Consider the following 19,893-nt stretch of genomic DNA (forward strand, 5'->3'; position numbering starts at 1 on the left):
CGTCGCGTCTCAGGCCTCGGCGAGGCCGAGGGTGTCGAGCAGCCAGGCGAGCTCGAAGGCGCGCTCCCGCCATGAGTTGTAGCGGCCGCTCACGCCGCCGTGCCCGGCGACCATCTCGCACTTGAGGAGCACGTCGGAGGCACCGGCCTCGCGCAGACGTGCGACCCACTTCGCCGGCTCCACGTAGAGCACGCGGGTGTCATTGAGTGATGTCACCGCGAGGATGCGGGGGTACTGGACGCCGTCGCGGACGTTCTCGTACGGCGAGTACGACTTCATGTACTCGTAGACGTCGGCGTCGTGGAGAGGATCGCCCCATTCGTCCCACTCGATCACGGTGAGGGGCAGCGACGGGTCGAGGATCGTCGTCAGAGCGTCGACGAACGGAACTCCGGCGAGGATTCCGGCGAAGAGTTCGGGGGCGAGGTTGGCGACGGCGCCCATCAGCAGTCCGCCCGCGCTGCCGCCCTCAGCGACCAGTCGGCTCGGCGTGGTGACACCGGTCGCGACCAGGTGCTCACCGCAGGAGACGAAGTCCGTGAAGGTGTTGCGCTTGCTGAGCAGCTTCCCGTCTTCGTACCACTGGCGGCCCATCTCGCCGCCGCCGCGCACGTGAGCGACCGCGAAGATCACGCCGCGATCGAGCTCGGAGAGTCGCGCGACCGAGAACCCGGGGTCGATCGAATGCTCGTAGGAACCATAGCCGTAGAGATGCACGGGGCGTGCTCCCGCACCGGGCTCGCCGAATGAGCGCTTCCACACGAGGGAGATCGGCACGCGCACCCCATCGGACGCCGTCGCCCATTCGCGCCGCTGACCGTACTCGTCCGGGTCGTAGCCGCCGAGTACGGTGACCTGCTTGCGCAGCACCAGCTCGCGGTTCGACAGGTCGAGGTCGTACACCGTGCCGGGCGTGACGAACGACGTGTATCCGAGTCGCAGGAAGGGGGAGTGCCACTCCGGGTTCCCGCTCACTCCGGCGGAGTACAGCGGCTCGTCGAAGGGAATTTCGTCGACGGTGTTCGTGGTGTAGTCGAGAAGCCCGACGCGCTCGAGTCCCTCGCTGCGGTACTCGACCGTTGCGAAGTCGCGGAACGCATCCATGCCGAGCAGACGCCTTCCCGCCTCGTGGGCGACGACCCGGCGCCGTTCGCCCTGAGGGTCGGACGCCGCCACCGAGACGAGTTCGAAGTCGAGGGCTCCGTCGTTGTGCAGGATGAAGAGCCTGTCCTCGCCGTCCACCACGGCGTGATCGATGGAGTACTCCACTCCTTCGCGGCGCGGCCACACCAGGCGAGGCGTCGCGGTGAGGTCGCCGGTCAGATCGACGAGGTACTCCTCGCTCGTGATGCTCGAACCGACGCCGATGACGAGGTACCGGCGGCTGCGGGTGATCCCGGCGCCGAGCCAGAACTTCTCGTCGGGTTCGTGGAACAGCTGGACATCGTCCGCGACCGGTGTGCCGAGGCGGTGCAGCCACAGGGTGTCGGGCCGCCAGGCTTCATCTCGGGTCGTGTAGAGGACGCCGGTGCCGTCCGGGGTGAAGAAGGCGCCGCCGGTGTTCGGGATCTCGTCGTCGAGGGTCTCGCCGGAGACGAGGTCGCGCACGTGCACCGTGTACAGCTCGTCGCCTTCGAAGTCGGTCGACCAGAGCAGCTTCGTCGCGTCGTCCGAGGTGTCGAACGCCCCGAGCGAGAAGAACTCGTGCCCGTCGGCCTCGACGTTCCCGTCGAGCAGCACGACCTCGCCGGGAACCGGCACGCCGGCCTCGAGCTTCGGGGGAGTCCAGTCGTCGTGCTCCGCGGCGGCCCGGCAGTGGATGCCGTACTGGGCGCCCTCTTCGGTGCGGCTGTAGTACCACCAGTCTCCGCGCCGGGTGGGAACGGACAGATCGGTCTCCTGCACGCGACTCTTGATCTCCTCGAAGAGGCGCTCGCGCAGGTCGGCCAGGTGCGCCGTCTCGTCGTCGGTGTGGGCGTTCTCCCCCTCGAGGTGCGCGATGACCTCGGCGGAGTCCTTCGCCCGCATCCACTCGTACGGGTCGTCGAATGTGTCACCGTGGTGCGTGCGGAGCGTGGAGCGGCGGGCAGCGAGGGGAGCGTCAGTCACCGTCCCACGCTATCCCAGGTCGAGTTGACCGGCACGGGGGAGGGTGGGAGGATTTAGCGGGGCCGGTTAACGGAAGTCAAACCCACGGTGAACTCTTCGTTCGTCACGTCGATCACGTCGACATCTCCTTCTTCCTCAAACGACCGAAAGCGAACGGTGGAAACCGCAGCCCTCATCGTCGTGCTTGTCATCGCGCTGGCACTCTTCTTCGACTTCACCAACGGCTTTCACGACACGGCGAATGCCATGGCGACGCCGATCGCCACCGGTGCGCTCAAGCCCAAGACCGCCGTCCTCCTCGCCGCCGTCTTGAACCTGGTGGGTGCATTCCTGTCCACCGAGGTCTCCAAGACGATCTCCGGCGGCATCATCCGCGAAGACGCGATCATCTCCGCGGGGGCGGACCTCTTCCTGTCCCTGATCTTCGCGGGCCTGATCGGCGCCATCACCTGGAACATGCTGACCTGGCTCCTGGGCCTTCCGTCGAGCTCATCGCACGCGCTGTTCGGCGGCCTGATCGGCGCGACCCTGGTCGGTGCGGGGCTCGGCGGCATCGACTTCGGCATGGTGCTCTCGAAGATCGTGCTCCCTGCGCTCATCGCCCCCGTCACCGCGGGGCTCATCGCCTTCGCGGCGACGAAGATCGCCTACTCGATCACGCGACGTTACGACGGCAAGCCCGACGGTCGCGACGGTTTCCGTTGGGGGCAGATCTTCACGTCCTCGCTGGTCGCACTCGCGCACGGCACCAACGACGCGCAGAAGACGATGGGTGTCATCACCCTCGCTCTGATCACCATCGGCTGGCAGTCCGGCGTGCACCACGAACCGCAGCTCTGGGTGATCGTCGCCTGCGCCTTCACGATCGCGCTCGGCACGTATCTCGGTGGCTGGCGAATCATCCGCACTCTCGGCAAGGGACTCACCGATGTGAAGCCCGCGCAGGGCTTCGCGGCGGAGAGCTCGACGGCAGCGACGATCCTGGCCTCCAGTGCGCTCGGCTTCGCGCTCTCGACCACGCAGGTGGCCTCGGGTTCCGTGATCGGCTCCGGTCTCGGTCGCCGAGGCTCCACGGTCCGCTGGCGGACGGCGGGTCGTATCGGCGTCGGCTGGCTGCTCACGCTTCCCGCAGCGGGAGCCGTTGGTGCTCTGGCGGCGCTTCTCGTCGTCTGGCTCGGCAACTGGGGTGTGGCGATCGACGCGGTCATCGCCGTCGTGATCATCCTCGGACTGTTCATGCGTTCGCGCCGCAACGCCGTCACATCCGCGAACGCCATGAGTGACGTCGCCGAATCCGGGATGGCCATCGAGCTCCCGGACACGCCGCCGCCGACGCGTCGTCAGCAGCGTATCGAGCTGGCCAAGGCCGAGGCGAAGGCCCGTGCCGAGGCCCGTGAGAAGGTGAAGGCCCAGGCGAAGAAGGACGCGGAGGCCAAGGCGAAGAAGAAGGCTCAGGCCAAGGCGAGCGTCAAGGGTGCCAAATCCGCCTCCTCATCGAAGAACTCGGACGCGAACCGGAACGGGGACTCGGAATGAACGTCGTCATCGACTGGATCGCGTTCCTCCAGGTGTTCCTCGCGGCACTGATCGGCGCGGCGGCCATCGTCACCTTCTACGCCCTCGGCCTTCGTCTGCTGGTGCGCAGCGGTCGCGCCCCGGTGGTGAGCCCCGCCGAGTTCACGGATGCGATCACGGTGATCTCCGAGAAGGAGATGAAGCGCGCCGAGAAGCAGGCGGCGAAGGCGGCGCGGAAGAGCCCGCTCACCGAGGGGCAGAAGCGGGTCGCGCTCTTCGGTGCGTACGGATGCTTCGCGCTGTGCGCCGCGGCCGTGGTCGCCGGCATCCTGCTCCTCGTCATCGGGCACTGACCCGACGCCGGCAGGTCGAATGCCGACGCGGGGTCGAGGCCTAGGCTGTTGGCATGTCCGCAGGAACCGGAAACGCGTACGCCTTCGGTCGACATGACCCCGCAAGCCATGTGCTGATCCACGTGAGTGATCCGCACTTCCTCGCAGGGGGAGCGCGGCTCGGTGGGAAGTACGACGTCGAGGCCAATTTCGCCCGAACGCTCGATGCGATCAGATCCGTGCATCCGCATCCGTCGGCGATCGTCGTCACCGGCGACCTCGCCGATCTGGGTGAGCCCGACGCTTATCGCCGGCTGAGGGCTGCCGTCGAGCCGGTGGCGGACGAGCTGGGCGCTCCGCTCATCTGGGTCGCGGGCAACCACGACGAACGCCCGGCACTGCGCGCAGGACTCCTCGATGCGGAGCCGACGGAGGATCCGGTGACGGGCGTCTGGGACCTCGCCGGGCTTCGCCTCATCGCTCTCGACACCAGCGTTCCCGGCTGGCATCACGGCGACCTCGACGAAGAACAGCTGTCCTGGCTCGCCGACGTGCTCGCGGATCCCGCTCCGCACGGCACCCTGCTCGCGATGCACCATCCACCGCTCCCGAGCCATCTGCCGCTCTTCGACATCCTGGAGCTTCGGCATCAGGATGAGCTCGCGGAGGTCATCCGCGGAACCGATGTCCGTGGCATCCTCGCCGGTCACCTGCACTACTCGTCGCAGGGCACCTTCGCCGGCGTCCCGGTGAGTGTCTCGTCGGCCACCTGCTACACGATGAACGTGGCGCGTCCGTCGGCCGAGGTGAACGGCATGGACGCGGCCCAGGCCTTCCAGCTCGTGCACGTGTACCCGGAGACGATCACGCACACGGTGGTGCCGGTGACGCAGGCCGCGACCGGGGACTACTTCTCCGCGGACTGGCTCGAGCGGATGGCGGCGCTCACACCGGAGCAGCGACTCGAGGCGTTCTCCCGCAAGCCCGGCCGGTGAGCGGCGTAGACTGAGAGCATCCCCCACCCTTCTCACCCGCCACGACCCACGAGGATGTGACATGGCTTCTGCCGCGCCTACCCCGACCCGCACCGAGACCGATTCGCTCGGGAGCATGGAGATTCCCGTCGACGCGTACTGGGGGATTCATACTTCCCGCGCCGACGCGAACTTCCCGATCTCGAAACGGCCCATCTCGGTCTATCCGGACCTCGTGGTCGGGCTGGCGATGGTCAAGCAGGCGAGTGCGCGGGCGAACCGCGAGATCGGGGTACTGGACCACGAGCGCGCCGACCTGATCGACCGTGCCGCGCAGCGCGTCATCGACGGCGAGTTCCACGAGCAGTTCACGGTGGGCGTCATCCAGGGCGGTGCCGGTACCTCGACGAACATGAACGCGAACGAGGTCATCACCAACATCGCGCTGGAGTTGGCCGGCCGCGAGAAGGGCGATTACGCCTTCCTGTCGCCGATCGATCACACCAACCGCAGCCAGTCGACCAACGACGTCTACCCGACCGCCGTGAAGATCGGCCTCTCACTGACGCTGCGCTCGCTGCTCGAAGAGCTCGACCTGCTGCGACTGTCGTTCCTCGGCAAGTCCCGCGAGTTCCACGACGTGCTGAAGGTCGGTCGCACCCAGCTGCAGGACGCCGTGCCGATGACTCTCGGCCAGGAGTTCAACGGCTTCGCCACGACTCTCGGCTACGACCACACGCGGCTGACCGAGAACGCCTCGCTCATGTTCGAGATCAACATGGGTGCCACGGCGATCGGCACCGGCATCACCACGCACCCCGGTTACGCCCCCGCCGTGCTCAAGCACCTGCGCGAGATCACGCAGCTCGACCTGCGAACGGCCGGTGACCTCGTCGAGGCCACCAGCGACACCGGCTCGTTCATGTCGTTCTCCTCGACGCTCAAGCGCAACGCGATGAAGCTGTCGAAGATCTGCAACGACCTCCGGCTGCTCTCGTCCGGCCCGCAGGCGGGCTTCGGCGAGATCAACCTGCCTGCGATGCAGGCCGGATCCAGCATCATGCCCGGCAAGGTGAACCCGGTCATCCCCGAGGTCGTGAACCAGGTCGCGTTCGCCGTCGCGGGCGCCGACATGACGGTGACGATGGCCGCCGAGGCGGGCCAGCTCCAGCTGAACGCGTTCGAGCCGGTCATCGCGCATTCGATCTTCCAGTCGATCACGTGGATGCGCCAGGCGATGTGGACGCTGCGCGTCAACTGTGTCGACGGCATCACCGCCAACCGCGATCGTCTCGGCGCGATGGTCGGTGCATCGGTCGGCGTCATCACCGCCCTGACGCCGTTCATCGGCTACGCGGCCGCTGCGGCGCTCGCGAAGACCGCGCTCCTGACGAACCGGAGCGTCGCGGACCTGGTCGTCGAGGCCGGTCTGATGTCGCGCGACGAGGTCGTCAAGCAGCTCTCGCCCGCTCGTCTGTCCGGGCTCGAGACGATCACCGCGGCGATCCCGGTGATCTCGCCGGAGGACCGCATCGAGGTCTGACCCACCCGCGAAGGCAAGAGGGGGATGGATGCCGCGGCATCCATCCCCCTCTTCGTGCGTCGAGCTGCTCAGTCGGTGATGCGGCAGTGCGTCGTGAGCTCGCCGATGCCGTCGATTCCGACGGTCACGGTGGAGTGGTCGCGCAGGAAGATCTGTGGATCCCGCGAATACCCGGCGCCACCGGGGCTGCCCGTCGAGATGAGGGTTCCGGGCAGCAACGTGAGTGACTGCGAGAGGTGCGCGATCAGCGTGGCGACGGAGCGCACCATCTGGTCCGTGCTGGCGTCCTGAACCGTGTGGCCGTCCACGACCGCCCAGATATGCAGATCCTGCGGGTCGGAGATCTCATCCGCGGTCACCGCGAACGGTCCGGTCGGGGTGAATCCGTCGAATGACTTGCATCGCGACCACTGTGCCTCGGAGAACTGGATGTTCCTGGCGGTGATGTCGTTCACCACGGTGTAGCCCCAGACGTGCGAGAGAGCATCCGCCTCGCTGACGTCCTTGGCGGGGGTTCCGATGAGCACGCCGAGCTCGGCCTCGTAGTCGACGGCCTCGCTGAGGGATCGCGGCCAGGAGGTGGTCTGTTCGTGTCCGGTGAGCGAATTCGGCCACAGCGTGAACACGGTCGGTGCCGCATCGGTCTTCAAGCCCAGCTCGCTGGAGTGCGCCGCATAGTTGAGCCCGACGGCGAGCACCGCCGGGGGAGCGATCACGGCGGAGGAGAACGCCCAGTCGCCGAGCGGATGGCGCTCCGCGTCTGCGGCGGCCAGCGCGGCGCGCAGTCGCTCGAGGAGAGGGTCCCCTCCCTCGATCAGCTGCTGCAGCGTGGCAGGGGCGTCGTTCAGGAGATCAGAGACGAGGATGGCGTCCGAGTCCTGCACCACGGCGAGAACCGTGCGCGGGGAGTCAGGACGGCGCAGGTGAGCGAACCGCATGGTTCTACGCTACCGGCTGCCGGGCGACGAGCGGGTGGAGGACTCAGCCATACCCGAGGCGTCTCTCTTGTTCCCCATAAGCTTTGGCTATGAGTTTCGGAGGACCCCCGCCGCCGCAGCAGCCCTCGCCGTACATGCCGCCACCCCCGCGACAGCCGGCCTATGCCTCGCGTCTGGCCCAGCCGACACCGTACACACCGCCTGCTCCGGTCGCGCCGTCGCCGGCCGAGTCGCTGCCCGCGCTGCCGGTGCCGACGCGCAAGGGGCGCACGATCTCGCTCTGGCTCTTCGGTTTCCTGGGCTTCCTGCTGCTCGCCCTGGTCGGCTACTTCGGGTGGGCGCTCGGTGTCTTCGCCTCCGTCGTCGGTTTGGTGCTCGCCCTCATCCCGCTGACCGTGGTGTTCCTCGGCGTCCGGATGATCGACCGCTGGGAACCGGAGCCGAAGCGCCTGGTGTTCTTCGCGATCGCTTGGGGCGCACTGGCGGCTGCGGGGCTCACTCTGCTCGTCGACGTGGGGCTGACGATCCTGCTCGGCATCACCTCCGATGCCTTCACGGCGGTGGTGCAGGCGCCGATCGTCGAGGAGTTCTGGAAGGGACTCGGGGTCTTCCTCATCTTCCTGCTCGCCCGTCGCGCCTTCGACGGTCCGGTGGACGGTGTCGTGTACGGAGCACTCGTCGGCGCGGGGTTCGCCTTCACCGAGAACATCCAGTACTTCGCGGTCAGCCTGATCGAGGGTGGTGGCGAGCAGCTCACCGTCACCTTCGCCGTGCGCGCGATCCTGTCCCCGTTCGCACACGCCATGTTCACGGCGGTGACCGGCTTCGCGATCGGTCTGGTCGCGCGGCGACACGGATCGGCGAGCTCCGCGATCGGTGCGGGCCTGCTGGGAATGCTCGGAGCGGTCCTCCTGCACGCACTCTGGAACGGGTCCGCGACCTTCGCCGACTTCTTCGGACTGTACTTCACCCTGCAGGTGCCGCTCTTCGTGGGCTTCATCCTCGGAATCGTCGCTCTCCGTCGCGAAGAGGCGCGCCTCACGCGTGCGCGCCTCGCCGAGTACGCGAACGCGGGGTGGTTCACGCCCGAAGAGGTCACGATGCTCGCCACATCGAGCGGACGCAAGGCGGGTCTCAACTGGGCGCGCGGTCTTCGGGGCGACCGGCGTCCGATCATGCGCGAGTTCATCAAGGACGCGACCGCGCTGGCCGCGGTCCGTCAGCGGGCGATCACGGGGCGCGATCCGCTCGCCGTCGAGGACGAGCGTGCGCTGCTGATCCGTACCCGAGCCGCCAGGGCCGCACTGCTGGCGTATTGAGCCCGACGTCGGGATACTCGTCGTGAGGAGGCGGTCGCGATGAGCACGTTCGTCCTGATCCACGGCGGGGGAGATGTCGGGTGGTCTTGGCATCTGGTCGCCGCAGAACTCGTGGCGCGCGGACACGAGGTCTTCGCCCCCGATCTCCCCGCCGGTGACGATTCCCTCACTCTGGAGGACTACGCGGACGCCGTGGTGGCAGAGGTGGGGCCACGACGCGATGTCGTCGTGCTCGGCCACTCGTTCGGAGCCTTCACTGCGCCTCTGGTCGCCGAGCGACTGTCGGCTGATCTCCTCGTGCTGGCCGCGGGGATGATCCCGGCGCCCGGTGAGCCGCCGGAGCGGTGGTGGTCCGAGTCGGGCTATCTCGCCGCCGCCGAGGCCCAGGCGGCGATCGATGGCGGACTGACGGGTAACGAGGACCCCTACGTGAGTTTCTACAACGGCGTGCCGCGAAAGCTGGCGGACGAAGCACTGCGGCAGGAGCGCGCACATCCGTCCTCGGCGGCGATGGAGGTCCCGTGGCCGCTGAAGGTCTGGCCCGATGTGGCGACGCGGGTCATCGTGTTCGCGGACGATCGCTTCTTCCCGCCGCGCTTCCTCCGCGACCTCGCCCGAGAGCGTCTCGGGGTGGTCGCCGACGAGGTCCCCGGCGGACACTGCGCCATGCTCAGCAGGCCGACGGAGATCGCGGAGATGCTCGTCGGCTACCTCGATTGACGCCCGGAGACCCCGCGGTGGCAAGACTCAGCGCCCGGTGCTGCGGCGATGCCTGCGAGTCTCCCGGGCGCTGAGTTGATCTGTAATCAGGGTGCACCCGACCACGGAGGGTGTCAAGAGGCTGTTGCCGCTGCGCCCGTCGAAGTGTTCGCTGTGAGCAGGTGCGATCGCGTTGACCCCTCCCGCGGGCTCGGGTTTGATGGAGGCATGACTGATCGCACAAAGCCTGAGTTCGATGCCCCCAGCGCCCCCGCTCCCGCGGAGCTCGTCATCCGCGACATCATCGAGGGTGACGGCGCAGAGGCGAAGCCCGGCGACACCGTGACCGTGCACTACGCCGGCGTCGAGTTCGACTCCGGCGAGGAGTTCGACTCGTCCTGGGGTCGCGGCGAGACCATCCAGTTCCCGCTGCGCGGCCTGATCCAGGGCTGGCAGGACGGCATCCCCGGCATGAAGGTCGGCGGACGCCGTGAGCTGATCATCCCGCCTCACCTGGCCTACGGCCCGGTCGGTGGCGGCCACTTCCTCTCCGGAAAGACGCTGATCTTCATCATCGATCTCGTCGCTGTCGGCTGAGCCCGACCCGTACGCCGAGACGCCCTTCCTCCTCGGAGGAGGGGCGTCTCTGTTGTATATCGGAAGAACATCCGCATTCAGGGGAATATATGCGAATGAATGTAAGTTGTCACAGGGGTCGCGGTGAACGCGGCCCCTGTCCGAAGCCGCATCAGCGGCCGATGTCTCCGAAGGAGAAACCATGACCAGCATCGACATTCCCGGCTACCGTCCCGGCACCTGGGTGCTCGACCCCTCGCACAGCGAGGTGACGTTCAGCGTCCGCCACATGATGATCTCCAAGGTGCGCGGCACCTTCGGCGTCAAGAGCGCGACCTTGATCGCGCCCGAGAACCCGCTCGAGGCCAAGGTCGAGGCTTCCGTCGACGTCACCTCGGTCGACACGAACGACGAGGGTCGCGACGCCCACCTGCGCTCCGCCGACTTCTTCGACACCGAGAACTTCCCGACGATGGAGTTCGTGTCCACCGGCGCGCGCGTCAAGGGCGACGAGCTGTTCGTCGACGGTGACCTCACGATCCGCGGCGTCACCAAGCCGGTCAGCTTCGAGCTCGACTTCGGCGGATTCGGCACCGACCCGTACGGCAACTACAAGGCGGGCGCTTCTGCCAAGGCCGTGATCAACCGCGAGGACTTCGGTCTCACGTGGAACGCCGCACTCGAGACCGGTGGCGTGCTCGTGGGCAAGGACATCACGATCAGCCTCGACCTGCAGGGCGCGCTGCAGCAGGACTGACGCCGTCACGCAGTTCCTCGAACCCCGGGTCCGTCAGGGCTCGGGGTTCTCTGCGTCGTAGTCGTGGAATCGGCGGTTGCGGCGCGAGAGCATCGCGACGAGGGCGATCACCAGGACGCCGCCGAGCAGCGGCGGGAACCACAGGGTGGTCAGCGTGGCGAGAGTCCCGGCGTACAGGGCTCCGACGCGCGGGCCGCCGGCGACGACCACCACAAAGAGTCCCTGCAATCGACCGCGCATCGCGTCGGGAACCGCCGCCTGCATCATCGTGTTGCGGTAGATCGAGCTGACATTGTCGGAGGCCCCGGAGAGCGCGAGTGCCACGCAGGCGGCGACGATCAGGCCGATGTTCGGGGCATCCTCGCCGGCGGGCGGAGAGAACGCCCCGATCAGCAGCACCAGGCCGAAGAGGAGGATCGAAGCGCCGTACGCTTCGACGGCCCGCGCGATGCCGCGGCCATGCCACCGATACTGGACGACGCGCCCGGAGAACAGGCTCGACGCGAAGGTTCCGACGGCGACGGCCGCCGTGAGGATTCCGGTCGTCACGGCGCCGCCGCCCAGGAGCACGGTGCCGAGGGCGGGGAAGAGGACGAGGGGTTGGCCGAACGTCATCGCGATGATGTCGATGATGTACTGCATCCGGATGTTGCCCGCCTTGCGCAGGAAGCGCCGGCCGTCGACGAGCGATTCCAGGCCGGGGCGCACGATCTCGCCCTCAGGGCGCAGTACCGGAAGCGTCCACAGGCCGAGGAACATCGACAGCATCAGTACGACGTCGATCGTGTAGGTCCAGCCGTAGCCGGTGAGGGCCACGAGCAGGCCGGCCAGCGCGGGGCCGGCCATGACGGTGAGCCCGAATGCGACGCCGTTGAGTGCTGATGCCGCCGCCAGCTGCTCGCGGGGGATGAGGCGCGGCACGATCGCCGTGCGCGTGGCCATGCCCACCGAGTTCGCGGCCGAGTTGATCATGCTGAGTGCATACAGCCACCAGATGGTTTCGGTGCCGGTCCACGTGAGCGCGGCGAGCAGTGCGGTCGAGGCGAACGTGATGGTCGCCGCGATCAGGGCCACCCTGCGCCGGTCGAATGCGTCCGCGAGCATCCCGCCGTACAGGCCGGCGAGGATCATCGGGATGAGCCCGGCGACCGCGATCATGGACACGGCGAATGTGCTCCCGGTCAGCACGAACACATGCAGCATCACGGTGACGATCGTCAACTGACCGCCGATGCCCGCGAGCGTCGATCCGATCCACATCCGCGCGAAGGCGGGACTGGTCTTCAGGGGAGTGAGGTCGATGAGGTGACCGCGTCGGCCGCTCACTCGTCGATCTTCTTCTGCACCGTTCGAGCCTAGTTGACGCCGGTCGAGCGGCCCCTCGCGGTTGTCACGCGAGGGTGTCCTCGGCTGGTAGACTCTTCAGGTTGCCGTTCGATCGGCCGCGGATAAAGAGAGCCCTCGCATCAGGCGTCGGGCGCCGCGCAACAAGCAGAGAGGGGATCGAATCTATGGCACTGGAAGCAGACGTCAAGAAGGCGATCATCGAAGAGTACGCGACGCACCCCGGTGACACCGGATCCCCCGAGGTGCAGGTCGCAATGCTGACGCAGCGCATCAAGGACCTCACCGAGCACCTCAAGGAGCACAAGCACGACCACCACTCGCGTCGTGGTCTGTTCCTGCTCGTCGGTCAGCGCCGTCGCCTGCTGGGTTACCTGCAGGACATCGACATCAACCGCTACCGGTCGCTCATCGAGCGTCTCGGCCTGCGTCGATAAAGCAAGGCGATCCTGCGTTCAATCGCGCAGAACATTCTTGAGAAGGCCGCCCCACGGTGTGGGGCGGCCTTCGTCATGCTCGGGGGAGTGCAGGCACCTCCGACGGTGCCTGCAGGTCGACCGGGCGGCAGCGGATCACGAACCCCACGACGAGGGCGAGCGCCGCGGCACACACGATCATGAACACGAGGCTCGCCGTCCAGCCGCCGGTGAGGTCGTGGAGGACGCCGACGAGGAGGCTCCCCGCGCCGGCGAACGCGTAGCCGACGCCCTGCGCGATAGCCGACAGCAGGCCCGCCGAGGCCTCGTCGGCGGCGAGCATCACGATGAGTGCGAGGGAGAGTCCGAACGTCGCGCTCTGCACGGCACCGAGCACGACCGTGATCGCGATGTACGACTCGTCGCCGGAAGCGAGCCAGACGAACGCCGCCAGCATCACGATGCCCAGGCCCGGACCGAACAACCGCAGAACGCGGCGACGTCGAGCGAGGATCGGCGCGACGAGCGTCGGCACGAGGCCCGCGACGCTGGTCAGCGCGAGCAGCCAGCCGGCGGTCTGCGCGTCCACACCGCGATCTCCGAGGATGCGGGGGAGCCACGAGGCCACCGCGAAGAAGAGCATCGCCTGGAGGCCGAACATCGCGGTGATCAGCGCGACGGTCGGTCGAGCCGACCGGGGCAGCGCCATCCGAGACGACGGCGGTGGGGGAGCTTCCGAGCGCAGCGCCACACCGACCATGGCGCCCGCGGCGATCAGAGCGGGCACGGCCCAGAGCCCGAGCGCCACCGCGGGCCCGCCGACCGCCGTGCTCAGCGGCACGGCGAGTCCCGCTCCGAGCGCGGCCCCCGCGCTGAACGACATGCTGCTCAGGCCGATCCAGAGACCGCCCGCCCGAAGGGACTTCAGGTACTGCGGAAGCAAGGTCCCCGCAGCCATGATCGACACCCCGGCGAGGAAAGTTCCCGGGAGCATGCCCCCGGGAACGACGACCCGCAGTGCGAGCGACCCCGCGAGCGCCACCATGGTCCAGATCAGCGCCCTGGTCACACCGAGGCGGCGGGCGAGCAGCGGCCCGACCGGTGCACTGATGCCGAAGGCGATCACCGGCAGCGTCGCCAGGAGGTTCAGCTGCACCGGTGCGAGGTCGAACGCCGCCCTCGTCGGCTCGAGCAGGGCGGCGACCGAGGTGATCGCCGGGCGCAGGTTGAGCCCGATCAGCAGAGCTGCGCCGAGCCCGACGGCGCGATCGCGGAACTCGCTGCCTCGACGCTCAGAGCGCGAGGACACGAAGGCCGTCGGCGACCACGCGGCCGTCGTGGATGACGAGTCGGTCGGTTCCCCGGTCCATCACCGCGCTGGTGGGCGTCTCGCCATCGACCAGGACCAGGTCGGCCCGGTCTCCGACGGCCAGGCCGGGTCGGTCCTCGACCCCCGTGAGGCGCGGTGAGGTGGAGGACATGATGCTCGCCCCACCCATCGTCGCGACCGCGAGCGCCATCTCGATGTGGTCGTCGCGACGGAAACCGTTGGTGAAGGCCAACTGCCAGGTGCGGTCGAGCATGTCGGTGTTGCCATAGGGGCTCCAGTAGTCGCGCTGGCCGTCCTGACCGAGTCCGATCCGCACGCCCGCTTCGACGAGCTGCACCAGGGACAGGTGATTGCTGGTCGAGGGGGCGACCGTCGCCATCGAGATGTCCAACTCGGCGAACTCCTCGATCAGACGACGGCTCGTGGCCTCGTTCACAGAACCGAGTTCGTAGGCGTGTGACATCGTGACTTTGCCCTGCATGCCGAGTGCGCGTGTGCGCTCCATCACGAGCTCGGTGCTGAACACACCGAGCGCTCCGGGCTCGTGCAGGTGGATGTCGACCTCGACCTGGTACTTCTCGGCGAGACCGAAAACGATGTCGAGGTGCTTGGCGGGGTCGCGGTCGAGCTGCGACGGGTCGATGCCGCCGATCACGTCCGCTCCCTGCTTGAGAGACTCCTCCAGGTACGCGACCGTGCCCTCCTCGCGGAGGATGCCGGCCTGGGGGAAGGTCATGACCTGGACGTCGGCGTGCGCGGCGAACTTCTCCTTCGCCGCGATCACCGCGGCGAACCTCTCGAGCTTGCAGTCGACGTCGACCTGCGCGTAGGAGCGGACGCGGGTCGTGCCCCGCGCGATCATGCGTTCGAGGGTGCCGGCCACCCGCGTGGGAAGGTCGATCTCGGCGTTGCGCCAGTTCTCGCGGTCGTTCATCATCATGCCCCAGACCCCGGGAGCACCGGTGTGCTCACGGAACGGCAGTCCGATCCGGGTCGAATCCAGGTGCACGTGGACATCGCTGAAGGAGGGCAGCAGAAGCCGCCCGCGTCCGTCGACGTCGTCGCCGGATGCCGGTGCCGCCTCGTGGGGGAGGATCCGGGTGATGCGACCGTCCTCGATCAGGACATCGGAGGCGGAGCCGCCCCAGGGGCGCACGTCACGAATCAGCATGGACTTTCCTTTCTTCGGGGGCGCCGAGCCGCGACGCGAGGTCGGCGGCTTCAGCCAGATGATGGCACGCGGCATCGCCGGTGGGAACCTGCTCCACGCACTGCCGACGCCGTTCCTCGTCGAGGAGTGGGAGCACGGGGCATCGCGTGCGGAAGACGCAGCCGCTGGGCGGGTTCGACGGGTGGGGGAGGTCTCCGACGAGACGGATCCGTCGACTGCGGTCGGCGGTGGGATCGGGGCTCGGAACGGAGGACAGCAGCGACTGCGTGTATGGGTGCTGCGGGGCGCCGAACACGGCATCCCTGGTGCCGTGCTCCATGATGCGCCCGAGGTACATCACGGCGACCTCGTCGGCGAAGTGCTTGACGACGGACAGATCGTGCGCGATGAACACGTAGGAGATGCCGGTGTCGGCCTGGATGTCCTGCAGCAGGTTGATGACCTGTGCCTGCACCGAGACGTCGAGAGCCGACACCGGCTCGTCGCAGACCAGGATGTCGGGCTCCAACGCAAGTGCCCTGGCGATGCCGACGCGCTGCTTCTGTCCGCCCGAGAACTCGTGGGGGAACCTGTTGTAGTGCTCCGGCCGCAGCCCCACCCTGTCCATGAGAGCCGCGACCCGGTTCTTCATGCCCTCTTGGGGGGAGATTCCCTGGGCCTGCAGGGGAGCCGCGATCGCCGCGCCGACGCTCTGCCGCGGGTTCAGCGACGATGAAGGGTTCTGGAACACCATCTGCACGCGGCGCCGGAACTGCTGCAGGTCTGACCCGCGGAGCTGGGACACGTCGGCGCCGTCCAGCAGGATCCGCCCCGACGTGGGTGTGAGCAGACGCATCAGCAGACGTCCGGTGGTGGACTTGCCGCAGCCGGATTCGCCGACCAGCCCCAGTGTCGATCCGCGTTCGAGTGTGAAGGAGACCCCGTCCACCGCTTTCACCTGCGAGGAACCGCGCAGGAATCCCTTGCTGACGCTGAAATGCTTGGCGAGGTTCTCGACGCTCAGCAACGGTTCGCTCATCGGGCCACCTCCTGCAGGTCGAGCACGGTTGTCGGGAGGTCGGGTTCCGCGAGGTGACAGCGCGCACGGTGGCCGGATCCGACGAGGGTGAGCTCGGGGCGCTCGGTGCGGCATCTGTCGTCGGGGACCAGGGCTGCCACGGGGCAGCGATCGGCGAAGAGGCAGCCCTGCGGGAGATCGAGCAGCGACGGCGGGAAGCCGGGTATGGGCGTGAGCCGCCCTGCTTCGTCGACCATCGAGGGCATCGATGCGAGCAGGCCCCGGGCGTAGGGGTGCGCGGTGCGGAAGAACAGGTCGTGCACGTCGGCCTCTTCCACGCACTGGCCGCCGTACATGACGACGACCCGCTTGCAGACCTCGGCGACGACGCCCAGATCGTGCGTGACGAAGATCACCGCGGAACCGGTCTCCGCCTGGAGCGATCCGATCAGGTCGAGGATCTGCGCCTGCACCGTGACATCGAGCGCCGTGGTGGGCTCGTCGGCGATGAGCAGCTCCGGTTCGCAGATGAGGGCCATCGCGATCATCGCCCGCTGCCGCATACCGCCGGAGAACTCGTGCGGGTAAGAGTCGTACCGTGCGACCGGATCGGGGATGCCGACGCGGTTCAGCATCTCGATCGCCTGGGCCTTCGCGGCCTTCGCGCTCACCCTGTTGTGCACGCGATACGCCTCGGCGATCTGCCGGCCGACGGTGTAGAAGGGGTGCATGGCCGACAGCGGATCCTGGAAGATCATCCCGATCTTGCGACCGCGGTATGGCCGCATCTCGCTCTCGCTGAGCGGTACCAGATCGGTGCCGTCGAAGAGTACTCGTCCGGTGACCTTCGCGCTGGTCCCTTTGAGGAGCCCCATCAGGGTCTGGCTGGTCACGGTCTTTCCCGAACCGGATTCGCCGACGATGCCGACGGTCTCTCCGCGCTGCACGACGAGGTCCATGCCGTTCACGGCGTGCACCAGACCGTCGTCGGTGGGAAAGGTCACCCGCAGATCGCGGATGTCGAGGATCGGCGTGGTCATCAGTTGACTCTCACTCTCGGGTCGACGCTCGCGTACACGAGGTCGACGATGACGTTCGCGGTGATGATGAAGAAGGCGGCGAGCATCGTGATCGCCATGGTGACCGGGAGGTCTCCCGAGGTGGCTGCCCGCACCGCCGTGAACCCGAGACCGGGCACCGAGAAGATCTGCTCGGTCAGGACGGCACCGCCGAGCAGGGCGCCGATGTCCAAGCCCAGCATCGTGATGATCGGAGTGATGCCGGCACGGACCCCGTGGGTCGTGATCCGTCCGGGGCTCAGACCCTTCGCCCGCGCGGTGCGCATGTAGTCCTCGCCGAAGGTCTCGATCATGTTGTTCCGCGTGATGCGGATGTACTGCGCGCTGAACAGGATGGCCAGCGCGACCCAGGGGAGCAGGTAGTTCGTGAACCACGCCCCGGGTCCGGCGGGGCCGAACGGGGACGAGATCTGATTGCTCGTGAACGGCAGCCAGTGCAGCGCGCTCACGAACACGAGGAGGAGCAGGAGTCCGGTGACGGGGACGGGGAGCGAGACGCCCACGGATGCGGCACCGACGATGATCTTGTCCGTCGCCCTGCCCTTGCGGAGAGCAGCGAGCAGGCCGAGGCCGACGCCGATCACGGTCCACAGCAGGACAGCGCCGACCGCGATGGAGATCGTGTACGGGAGCGCCCGGACGATGACGTCGGTGACGTTCTCGTTGGTCTGGAACGACTTGCCCAGGCAGGGCCAGGCGCAGACCTGCTCGGCGCCCGGGGCTCCGATGAGCCGTTCGCCGAAGAATCCACTGAGGTACGTGAAGTACTGCACCAGGAACGGCTTGTCCATGCCCAGGGCGACGCGCGCCTGGTCGATGCGTTCAGGGGTGCACTCCTGGCCGCAGGCGGCCGCCGCAGGGTCTGCGGGGCCGATCTGGAACAGGGCGAACGTCACGAAGCTCACGACGAGCAGGAGGATGACCAGCGCGGTCATGCGGCGGATGATGAATCCGAACATTGCTGTCCCGTACGGGGCCGACCGATCGAGCGGTCGGCCCCGTCCTTTCCGGAGGTGTCGTGTCGGCCGTTACTGCTCGACGCCGATGGTGGACAGATCGATGCTTCCGAAGAAGTACCCCACCTGGGCGTTGTGGATCTTCGAACCGACGACGCTGTTGGTGAAGGTGCGGATGAGCGGCACGAGCGGGTACGACTCCATGGCCTCGTTGTAGAGCTCGGCCCAGCGCGTGTTCAGCTCTTCGGAGGTGCCGTTGGTGTTGCGCAGCTCGTACATGTCACCGGAGAGCTTCTCGTCGTAGAAGCGCGAGATGTTGCTGAAGCCGTATGTCGTTCCGTCGAGGCTCGGGCCGATGTTGGGGTCGACCGTGGTCCGGGTGGAGCCGGAGGCCGCACCGCCGCACCAGCCGGCGCGGGCGATGTCGGGCATCTCGTCGCTGGCGAGCACCGTGTAGTAGTTCGCGGCGGGGATCGGCACGAGCTGCAGGTCGATGCCGAGCTCGGTGAAGTTCTGCTGGAGCACGGTGCCCAGGTTCTTGTACCGGTCGATCGCGTTCGAGTAGCCGTAGGTGAGCGAGGCGGGGACGTCCTTGCCCTCGAGCAGCTTCTTGGCGGCGTCGAGCTGCGGGGCGCCGTCGATGTCGAGGTCGGTGGTCTCGGCGACGTACCCGACCTGCGAGTCGTTCAGGTACGAGTTGGTGAGCTTGCCGAAGCGCGCACCGCCGTACTGCACCTGGATCGCCGCACGGTCCATCGCCAGGGCGAGCGCGTGGCGCACGTCGGGGTCGGTGATGGTCTCAGTGTTGAAGTTGAGCACATCGGTGCAGCCGAGCAATCCGGAGGCGGTGCGGTCGGCGACGGACGACTCGGTCAGGCGTGACGTGTCCGAGGCCTGGAGGGCGCCGTTCGAGTCGAGCGTGATCGCGGTCGGGTCGGCATCCGAGATCAGCTGCTGGCTGATGGTCGCCTGCGCGGTGGACAGCGAGAACGTGAACGTGTCCGGGAGGGCGGTGCGGTTCTCGTCGGTCGCGGGATCCCAGGAGGGGTTGCGCACGAGCTTCAGCTCCCGGCCGCGGTCGTAGCTGGAGATCATGTAAGGGCCCGAAGAGATCGGGTGGTTCGTGTAATCGAGCATCGTGTCCTTCGCCTGCGGGACCGGCGCCGTGTTCGAGCGCGACACGAGTGCGGCGAAGTCGGGGTTCGGCTGCTTCAGATGGAAGATCACGGTCTTGTCGTCGGGGGTCTCGACGGCTGTCAGATCGCCGCCGCCCGAGTACGGACCCTTGTAGTCATCGGCATCGAGAGCGGAGTTCAACTCCTGCGGTGCCTGGGTGAAGACGTCGCGCGCGAACGTGCGGGCGATGCCGTACTTCACATCGGCGGCGGTGATGGGCGTACCGTCCTCGTACTTCAGACCGTCTTTGAGGGTGTACGTCCATGTGAGGCCGTCTTCCGAGGCGGTGCCGGTGTCGGTCGCGAGGTCGCCGACGATCGTGGGCGGCTCTCCGGCGGTCTCCTTCGCCATCGTCAGCGTGCGGTAGTAGAGCTGGCCGACGTTCGCGGTCTGCACATAGTTGCTGTTGCCCGGGTCGAGCGTCATGAAGTCGCTCGACATCAGGACGTTGACGTTGCCGCCGGCCTCGTCGAAGCCCGGCTGCACGATGTGCGCGGCATACGGGTCCTTCGAGCCGGTGGGGGCGGATTGCCCGTTCTGTGCGGTGACGCTGGTGCAACCGGTGACGACCAGGGCGATGGCCACGGTCGCAGCGGCGAGCAGGGGACTGCGGTGTCTCATGACGCGTTCTCTTTCGATGGGGGTCGGGTGTTCGGGGGAGG

Annotated in this window: 18 protein-coding genes; 9 read left to right on the plus strand and 9 right to left on the minus strand. The window is 67.6% G+C overall.

Annotated features, from left to right (window positions below; translation table 11 throughout):
• Positions 1 to 9: 9 nt before the first annotated feature.
• Positions 10 to 2,109, minus strand: a complete 2,100-nt coding sequence (locus tag OC372_RS02060) for a S9 family peptidase (RefSeq protein WP_262000790.1) — start codon at positions 2,107 to 2,109, stop codon at positions 10 to 12.
• 156 nt (positions 2,110 to 2,265) lie between these two features.
• On the opposite strand from OC372_RS02060, the gene OC372_RS02065 reads away from it, so the two are divergent.
• From OC372_RS02065 to OC372_RS02080, 4 genes are all read left to right on the plus strand, one after another.
• The gene (locus tag OC372_RS02065; RefSeq protein WP_105709764.1) at positions 2,266 to 3,645 is read left to right on the plus strand and encodes an inorganic phosphate transporter; all 1,380 of its coding nucleotides are present in this window, start codon (positions 2,266 to 2,268) and stop codon (positions 3,643 to 3,645) included.
• Complete coding sequence (locus OC372_RS02070; protein WP_029263656.1) at positions 3,642 to 3,977, plus strand: hypothetical protein; 336 nt, start codon at positions 3,642 to 3,644, stop codon at positions 3,975 to 3,977. Before OC372_RS02065 ends, OC372_RS02070 begins: the two co-directional genes overlap by 4 nt.
• Positions 3,978 to 4,030: 53 nt before the next feature.
• The gene (locus OC372_RS02075) at positions 4,031 to 4,951 is read left to right on the plus strand and encodes a phosphodiesterase (protein WP_262000791.1); all 921 of its coding nucleotides are present in this window, start codon (positions 4,031 to 4,033) and stop codon (positions 4,949 to 4,951) included.
• Between the two features lie 61 nt (positions 4,952 to 5,012).
• Complete coding sequence (locus OC372_RS02080) at positions 5,013 to 6,473, plus strand: aspartate ammonia-lyase (RefSeq protein ID WP_029263654.1); 1,461 nt, start codon at positions 5,013 to 5,015, stop codon at positions 6,471 to 6,473.
• A gap of 68 nt (positions 6,474 to 6,541) precedes the next feature.
• Here the strand turns inward: OC372_RS02080 and OC372_RS02085 are convergent, their stop codons facing one another.
• A complete protein-coding gene (locus tag OC372_RS02085) occupies positions 6,542 to 7,411 on the minus strand; it encodes a fumarylacetoacetate hydrolase family protein (RefSeq protein WP_262000792.1) in 870 nt (289 codons plus the stop codon).
• An 89-nt stretch (positions 7,412 to 7,500) separates the two neighbouring features.
• On the opposite strand from OC372_RS02085, the gene OC372_RS02090 reads away from it, so the two are divergent.
• The 4 genes from OC372_RS02090 to OC372_RS02105 all read left to right on the plus strand — a co-directional run bounded on the left by OC372_RS02090 (position 7,501) and on the right by OC372_RS02105 (position 10,762).
• Complete coding sequence (locus OC372_RS02090) at positions 7,501 to 8,730, plus strand: PrsW family intramembrane metalloprotease (protein WP_308737136.1); 1,230 nt, start codon at positions 7,501 to 7,503, stop codon at positions 8,728 to 8,730.
• A gap of 39 nt (positions 8,731 to 8,769) precedes the next feature.
• Positions 8,770 to 9,450, plus strand: a complete 681-nt coding sequence (locus tag OC372_RS02095) for an alpha/beta fold hydrolase (protein WP_262000793.1) — start codon at positions 8,770 to 8,772, stop codon at positions 9,448 to 9,450.
• 207 nt (positions 9,451 to 9,657) lie between these two features.
• Entirely contained in the window at positions 9,658 to 10,026 is a 369-nt protein-coding gene (locus tag OC372_RS02100; RefSeq protein WP_029263650.1) for an FKBP-type peptidyl-prolyl cis-trans isomerase, read from the plus strand.
• A gap of 181 nt (positions 10,027 to 10,207) precedes the next feature.
• Complete coding sequence (locus OC372_RS02105) at positions 10,208 to 10,762, plus strand: YceI family protein (RefSeq protein ID WP_262000794.1); 555 nt, start codon at positions 10,208 to 10,210, stop codon at positions 10,760 to 10,762.
• 33 nt (positions 10,763 to 10,795) lie between these two features.
• On the opposite strand, the gene OC372_RS02110 is transcribed toward OC372_RS02105, so the two are convergent.
• A complete protein-coding gene (locus tag OC372_RS02110) occupies positions 10,796 to 12,088 on the minus strand; it encodes an MFS transporter (protein WP_262000795.1) in 1,293 nt (430 codons plus the stop codon).
• Between the two features lie 185 nt (positions 12,089 to 12,273).
• On the opposite strand from OC372_RS02110, the gene rpsO reads away from it, so the two are divergent.
• Positions 12,274 to 12,543, plus strand: coding sequence for a 30S ribosomal protein S15 (gene rpsO / locus OC372_RS02115; protein ID WP_005048780.1), 270 nt, complete (start codon positions 12,274 to 12,276; stop codon positions 12,541 to 12,543).
• Between the two features lie 73 nt (positions 12,544 to 12,616).
• Here rpsO and OC372_RS02120 read toward each other — a convergent pair whose 3' ends face one another.
• The 6 genes from OC372_RS02120 to OC372_RS02145 form a co-directional block, all read right to left on the minus strand.
• Entirely contained in the window at positions 12,617 to 13,831 is a 1,215-nt protein-coding gene (locus OC372_RS02120) for an MFS transporter (RefSeq protein WP_105709770.1), read from the minus strand.
• Positions 13,815 to 15,023 (minus strand): amidohydrolase, encoded by a 1,209-nt coding sequence (locus OC372_RS02125; RefSeq protein WP_262000796.1) that lies wholly within the window; start codon positions 15,021 to 15,023, stop codon positions 13,815 to 13,817. Before OC372_RS02125 ends, OC372_RS02120 begins: the two co-directional genes overlap by 17 nt.
• Positions 15,010 to 16,041, minus strand: a complete 1,032-nt coding sequence (locus tag OC372_RS02130) for an ABC transporter ATP-binding protein (RefSeq protein WP_262000797.1) — start codon at positions 16,039 to 16,041, stop codon at positions 15,010 to 15,012. Before OC372_RS02130 ends, OC372_RS02125 begins: the two co-directional genes overlap by 14 nt.
• On the minus strand, positions 16,038 to 17,060 hold the full coding sequence (locus tag OC372_RS02135; RefSeq protein ID WP_262000798.1) for an ABC transporter ATP-binding protein: 1,023 nt from the start codon (positions 17,058 to 17,060) through the stop codon (positions 16,038 to 16,040). The genes OC372_RS02130 and OC372_RS02135 overlap by 4 nt, the downstream gene beginning before the upstream one ends.
• Entirely contained in the window at positions 17,060 to 18,058 is a 999-nt protein-coding gene (locus OC372_RS02140; RefSeq protein ID WP_262000799.1) for an ABC transporter permease, read from the minus strand. Before OC372_RS02140 ends, OC372_RS02135 begins: the two co-directional genes overlap by 1 nt.
• Before the next feature lie 69 nt (positions 18,059 to 18,127).
• On the minus strand, positions 18,128 to 19,852 hold the full coding sequence (locus tag OC372_RS02145; protein WP_262000800.1) for an ABC transporter substrate-binding protein: 1,725 nt from the start codon (positions 19,850 to 19,852) through the stop codon (positions 18,128 to 18,130).
• Between the last annotated feature and the right edge of the window lie 41 nt (positions 19,853 to 19,893).

It is taken from the genome of Microbacterium sp. Mcb102, from assembly GCF_024519805.1.
GTDB lineage: Bacteria > Actinomycetota > Actinomycetes > Actinomycetales > Microbacteriaceae > Microbacterium.

Coding starts and splice junctions, on each gene's coding strand:
- OC372_RS02070 (WP_029263656.1), top strand. CDS start 3,642: ATGAACGTCGTCATCGACTGGATCGCGTTCCTCCAGGTGTTCCTCGCG.
- OC372_RS02075 (WP_262000791.1), top strand. CDS start 4,031: ATGTCCGCAGGAACCGGAAACGCGTACGCCTTCGGTCGACATGACCCC.
- OC372_RS02080 (WP_029263654.1), top strand. CDS start 5,013: ATGGCTTCTGCCGCGCCTACCCCGACCCGCACCGAGACCGATTCGCTC.
- OC372_RS02085 (WP_262000792.1), bottom strand. CDS start 7,411: ATGCGGTTCGCTCACCTGCGCCGTCCTGACTCCCCGCGCACGGTTCTC.
- OC372_RS02090 (WP_308737136.1), top strand. CDS start 7,501: ATGAGTTTCGGAGGACCCCCGCCGCCGCAGCAGCCCTCGCCGTACATG.
- OC372_RS02095 (WP_262000793.1), top strand. CDS start 8,770: ATGAGCACGTTCGTCCTGATCCACGGCGGGGGAGATGTCGGGTGGTCT.
- OC372_RS02100 (WP_029263650.1), top strand. CDS start 9,658: ATGACTGATCGCACAAAGCCTGAGTTCGATGCCCCCAGCGCCCCCGCT.
- OC372_RS02105 (WP_262000794.1), top strand. CDS start 10,208: ATGACCAGCATCGACATTCCCGGCTACCGTCCCGGCACCTGGGTGCTC.
- rpsO (WP_005048780.1), top strand. CDS start 12,274: ATGGCACTGGAAGCAGACGTCAAGAAGGCGATCATCGAAGAGTACGCG.
- OC372_RS02125 (WP_262000796.1), bottom strand. CDS start 15,023: ATGCTGATTCGTGACGTGCGCCCCTGGGGCGGCTCCGCCTCCGATGTC.
- OC372_RS02130 (WP_262000797.1), bottom strand. CDS start 16,041: ATGAGCGAACCGTTGCTGAGCGTCGAGAACCTCGCCAAGCATTTCAGC.
- OC372_RS02135 (WP_262000798.1), bottom strand. CDS start 17,060: ATGACCACGCCGATCCTCGACATCCGCGATCTGCGGGTGACCTTTCCC.
- OC372_RS02140 (WP_262000799.1), bottom strand. CDS start 18,058: ATGTTCGGATTCATCATCCGCCGCATGACCGCGCTGGTCATCCTCCTG.
- OC372_RS02145 (WP_262000800.1), bottom strand. CDS start 19,852: ATGAGACACCGCAGTCCCCTGCTCGCCGCTGCGACCGTGGCCATCGCC.